The following is a 4,580-nucleotide window of genomic DNA, read 5'->3' as shown; positions in this document are numbered from 1 at the left end:
GTAATTTTGTTGAGGCTTCGTTTGCATCATCTGTAATTTAGAGACCTCTAAATCACTTTCATTAAAGAGTTTTGGAAACAAATTTTTAAACTCATTTCCATTACAAATGATCACTTTTTTGGCTAAAAATTCCTCATAGAAAGCAGTAGAAAGAGTAACTCCATTTGGAGTAGATTCACAATCAATAATGCTAGTATTAGTGAATAATTCAAGCCCCATTTGATGAATCATAAATTCTTGTAGCTTGTAAATCATTGTGCGAGGTTCTACTGTAACTTCTTCGGGGAAAAATAATCCGGCTTTTACATAATCAGATTGCAGACCTGGATATTTGTCTAAACATTCTTGTTGTGTTAACAAATGGGATTGATAATTATTCGACTGATTAATTTGGAATAACTCTTCTATAAGCTGTACTTCTTCCTCATTTGATGCTAAATATATCGACCCGTTTTGACGAACTGAAATATCAAATAGACTTTGGATTTCTTTATAAATTGCTAGGCTTTCTCTTCCATAAGTTTGCCATTTTGTATCCATTCCCGAAGGAACTACTTGTCCGAAATTTTGAATAGTTGCCCCTTTTGGCATTTTATCTTTTTCTACAATAGCAACCCGAAGTCCTTTTTTCAAGGCATGATAAGCATGAAATGTGCCTAAAACTCCGCTACCTACGACGATAAGATCATACATTGGTTTCATCTAATACTAATTTATAATTTATACTAAGTTTTTTATGTTTTCTATATTTTTCTTTTAAATATAGAATGGAACTTATGGTTACAAGCAATCCGATTGCTGCAACTGCATAGGCACCGTAAATGAAAAATTCAATCCATGACAAACCAGATTGCCCAAAATTTTTATATAACAAAACAACAACACTTCCTAAATAACCAAAGGCATCGGCAAGGTAAATTAGGAAACCGGCATTCCCTTTAATCCTAAAAGCTCCAATAAACCGATCGAAAAATAAACAGTTGAAAGGAACATAACAAATGTATAATCCAAAGCCTGAAACAACCATCCAAGTGAAAGGGTTTAAATTTCCAGTGCTAAATACATAGGTTGAAAAACCTAAAGAAAAAGACCCGAATAAAAGCAAGAGTTGGTAAAAGAATAAAGCTTTCATATTGTCCTTAAAATAAAATGCAAAACCTATCACCACTAATACAATGCAAGCAACTAATGTTTCAGAACTCGAATATACCGATATATCGCCTTTATACCCAATGCTATCCCATAATTCACGGGAAAAGTTATCTCTGAAATCTCTAAAAGCGGTAAGGAAAGTGTAAAATAAAATCCATATCGTTATTGGGAATGAAAATTTCAGTAACAAATTTTTCCTGTCTTTTCCATTCATCGGAATGCGTTCAGAGCGCAGTTCTATATCTTCTTGAGTTGGCTTTGGTATTTTTTCCAATAACCAAGTGAAAAACAATAATGGTAGGACAAATAATGCCCCTGTAATGGCTGGCATCCAAAACTGGGAAAAGCCCCAAGAAGTCATCACGAAAAGTCCCACCGATTTCACTACACCACTTGAAACTATAAAACTGGTACTTAAAGAAACACCTAATATTTCGGTAAATTTCCGTCCTTCAAGATATGAAAAGACAATCCCCCAAATCATACCTAAAGGAACACCGTTTAGGAACATAAAGATGACATTATAGGGTTTTGGTACCACGGCAAATAAAACCAAAGCAAGTTCGGCAATAAGAATTAAAGTTAAAAGATAATAGGCACGTTGATTTGCTTTTAATTCGGAAACTACTTTAATGCCGATAAACTTTGAAAGCGCATAACCTATTACTTGCGCGATAATTAAAATAATTTTGTAATCTATGTGAAATACTTCCATCCCCTCAAATGTGGCTACACTAAAGGGTTTTCTGAAAGCATACATACAAAAGTAAGCTCCAAACGAAGCTAGTGAAGCGTTTAGTACAAAAGGGATATTCGATTTTTTATCTTTCATTTTATATTTGATTTTGTACTATGGATAAGCTTTCTTCTAAAATTTGTAAAGCATCATTCAGTTCTTCTCTTGTAATCGTTAAAGCTGGAGATAATTGTATAACATTTCCCGCCGAAACTTTAAAACTAAGTCCACTTTTTAAACAAGCATACATTACATTTTCGGCTTCCTCAATTGCTTTTTCCTTGGTAAATCTGTCTTTTACTAATTCTATTCCCCATAAAAGACCAATGCCACGAACTGCACCAATGAGTGGAAATTTTTCTTCTAACCGCCTTAATTCTGATTCCATATAAACCGCATCGGCTTGTACTTTTTCTAAGAGATTATTTTCTTCAATAAAACCAATCGTAGTAAGCCCGGCTATCGCACCAATGGGACTTTTTTCGTGTGTGTAATGACCTAGCGAAATGGAACCAAAAACGTTATACTCGTCTCGGGTAATGATGGCTGCTTGTGGAAAAATCCCACCGCCCAGTCCTTTTCCTAAACATAAAATATCAGGTTCAATATCATAATGTTCGAATGCAAACATTTTTCCTGTTCTCCCTAATGCAATTGGGATTTCATCTAATATCAATAAAACACCATATTTATTGCAGAGATTTCTTGCCTCTTTCCAAAAATGTTTAGAAGGAATTTGCACATCAGTGTTTCGAATTGTTTCCGCTATAAAAGCACCAATATTTCCATCTTTGGCAAAAACATATTCCAGATATTCTAAACATTTATTTTCATCATTTTCAAATATTCCGCGGTAGGTAACTGGTGGTGGAATTCTTTCTATTCCTGATAATAATGGCTCCATAAATTCTCTAAAAACAGATTCGCCACCCACGCTAATAGCATCTAAGGAAGCTCCATGAAAGGAATCCCAAAAAGAAACTACTTTGAATTTTTTAGTTACCGCTCTTGCTAATTTCAGAGCAATTCCCACGGCAGAACTTCCGTTTGGAGTTAAGAGGATTCTATTCAAACTTCCTGGAGTCAAACTAGCTAATTTCTCTGCAAAATGGATTGCAGGTTCATTAGTAAATCTTCTAGGCGAAAAAGATAAACCTTGTAACTGTTGGATAATATTTTCAATTAATTTTGGATTAGAATAGCCAATTTGATGCACATTATTGCCATGAAAATCATAATATTTTTTACCTGAAATAGACTCAATACTTGCGTTATTACTGTTACTCAAAACATCCAGACACGGCGTAGACAAAGCCTGATGCAAAAAATATCGGGCATCTTTTTCTAAAAGAGCTTTTGTTTTTTGATCCACTGCGGTAGCTAACCAATCTGCACGAGCTGCAGTAAGATTAATGTCTCCTTCCGTTATTTTATTTTCTTTTTGCATAGTTTTTTTCAAAAGCTATTGAGCTGATAAAATTGTGCTTGGTATAATTTGTTTTGGAATACTGCTATTTTTATAAAAAGCATCTAGCCAGCCACTTCCTCCGCCATTAAACCAGCCAACTTTTAAAGAATAAGAGCCTGGTTTGAGTGTAATCTCTCCGCTTTTTTCTTTCACGCCATGATCACCGTCATTATTGACTATTACTTTATTGTCTATCCATAATTTACTGCCATCATCAGAGCGTAGATAAAAGGTGTAGCGGTCTTCTTTTTCAATTCTAATGTTTGTTGTAAACATCACAACTGTATTGTCTTTGATGGTTGTTTGTACTTCGTCAGAAGTTATTTCGAATGATTTACCTTTAAAGTCAGGATTCAGTTTTTCTACGTTTGGTAAATCCGTCAAATTATCTAAATAATATACGGAGTAATTTATGGGTTCAGTAGATCCTTTTTCTTTTATCCTGTAAAATCCTTCGGCTACTAAACTATTTATTTTTCCATCTTTAAAAACAGCACTTTTCACTACTGTATTTTTGGTAATTTTAAAAGGATCATTATATTTGGTTGCATTTTTTGTAGGCATTGAACCGTCTGTAGTATAAAAAACTTCGCCACTTGGGTTTAAATTATTTATAACTACCGATGTTGAGTTATCGAAAAGTCCTCCCGATTTTTTATTAAACTTTCCTTCCGGAATCAAAACAGGTTCCAAGTAAAGTGGAGCAACTGGATAACTATCCACAACATTTATTCCTTCAAATGCATTTAAAACTGGTTTACCTATCCAAGCAGTTGGAATGTTGATACCCAAAGCATAGGCTACCGTTGCAGCATTATCGTATTGATAAACAGGACTTGTTATTTTAAAATTTTTCTTTATCGATTTTCCCCAAACAATAAATGGAATTTCAATTTCTTTCAAAGATTCTCCACCATGACCGTGACCAATTCCCCCATGATCCGAAGTGACAATAACCATCGTTTCATCAGCAATACCAGCTTTTTGAATTGCTTGAAATAATAATCCTAACAAGGCATCCGCTTTTTCGACTGATTTGTAATATTCTGGGCTGCCGTGGCCATATTCATGACCTGCATGATCTATATGATCAAAATGGATGAATGTGAAAGTCGGTTTTTTAGCGATGATGTATTTGGAGCCTTAAGCGCCGAGCTAAGCAAAACGACAACGCCGCCGGCCTTGATAATCCCGAAATAACTGCTCACCCAGTCCGGACAGTGT

At 34.7% G+C, this 4,580-nt stretch carries 4 protein-coding genes; all 4 read right to left on the bottom strand.

Annotated elements, in window-relative coordinates; genetic code table 11:
• Positions 1-702: FAD-dependent oxidoreductase (locus PHC28_RS15905; RefSeq protein WP_300102919.1), on the bottom strand; the 702-nt coding region annotated here is incomplete at its 3' end.
• Positions 686-1,984 carry a DUF5690 family protein gene (locus tag PHC28_RS15900; protein ID WP_300102917.1) on the bottom strand — a complete coding sequence of 433 codons (1,299 nt, stop codon included), beginning with the start codon at positions 1,982-1,984 and terminating at the stop codon, positions 686-688. The genes PHC28_RS15905 and PHC28_RS15900, both read right to left, overlap by 17 nt.
• A gap of 1 nt (position 1,985) precedes the next feature.
• The gene (locus PHC28_RS15895) at positions 1,986-3,335 is read right to left on the bottom strand and encodes an aspartate aminotransferase family protein (RefSeq protein WP_300102915.1); all 1,350 of its coding nucleotides are present in this window, start codon (positions 3,333-3,335) and stop codon (positions 1,986-1,988) included.
• A gap of 15 nt (positions 3,336-3,350) precedes the next feature.
• On the bottom strand, positions 3,351-4,484 hold the full coding sequence (locus PHC28_RS15890; RefSeq protein WP_300102922.1) for an alkaline phosphatase family protein: 1,134 nt from the start codon (positions 4,482-4,484) through the stop codon (positions 3,351-3,353).
• Positions 4,485-4,580: the final 96 nt, after the last annotated feature.

Source organism: Flavobacterium sp. (genome assembly GCF_028712645.1).
GTDB lineage: Bacteria > Bacteroidota > Bacteroidia > Flavobacteriales > Flavobacteriaceae > Flavobacterium.
The sequence above is the reverse complement of the archived record's forward strand: the minus strand, read 5'-3'. Positions and strand labels throughout refer to the sequence as shown.